This window comes from Dubosiella newyorkensis (genome assembly GCF_001945605.1).
GTDB lineage: Bacteria > Bacillota_I > Bacilli_A > Erysipelotrichales > Erysipelotrichaceae > Dubosiella > Dubosiella newyorkensis.
The window spans coordinates 1-671 of the sequence record NZ_MPKA01000117.1 but is presented as its reverse complement, the minus strand read 5'-3'; the positions used below and the strand labels follow the sequence as shown (position 1 = coordinate 671).

Annotated in this window: 1 pseudogene; it reads left to right on the top strand. The window is 37.1% G+C overall.

The features are described from left to right. Nucleotides 1–427: 427 nt before the first annotated feature. Nucleotides 428–671 (top strand): annotated as a pseudogene (locus BO225_RS11095) (hypothetical protein); the annotation flags it as partial.

Sequence of the window (671 nt, the reverse complement as noted above, 5' to 3'; positions counted from 1 at the left end):
TGTCCGGAGTGGACCGGTACTAATAGGCCGAGGACTTGATCAGAAAAGAGAAGAGAGGACGCCATGACTTGAAACAGACGAAAGGGTTGTGTCTGAAAGATTTTTCCGGTTTTGAGGGATCGATCGAAACCATAAATAATCAATTGGAGCTGATGTTCAGCTCTTTTTTTGTGGAATAGCTTACATAAATTTATGGATAAATCGTATCTAGTTTATGTGAAAATTAAAACGGTATATCCCAAAAAAATAAGATATATATATTGAAATTGTGGTGATATTGGATAGAATATCCCTTTTTTTTGTAGAGTATTCCATATTTTATTGAAATTTATAGTTTTAGAAGCATCCAAATTGCATTATGTAAGCCTTTCCATTATTCTCATACATGTAAAGGCTTACATAATAATGAATCATTTAAGGAGGACCCATGAAAACACTAAAAAAATGGCTCATGTCGATCAGCGTCGTATTCATTGCCTTGATGCTGACAGGATGCTCTGCTTTTGACTCGATCACAGGAGGAAAAAGAATCATCCGGATCGCCCACGCTCAATCGGAAGAGCATCCAGAACATATTGGCATGCTCGAGTTCAAAAAAATCATTGAAGAAAAGCTTGGCGATAAATACGAAGTGGAAATTTTCCCCAATGAATTGTTAGGCTCGGCCCAGA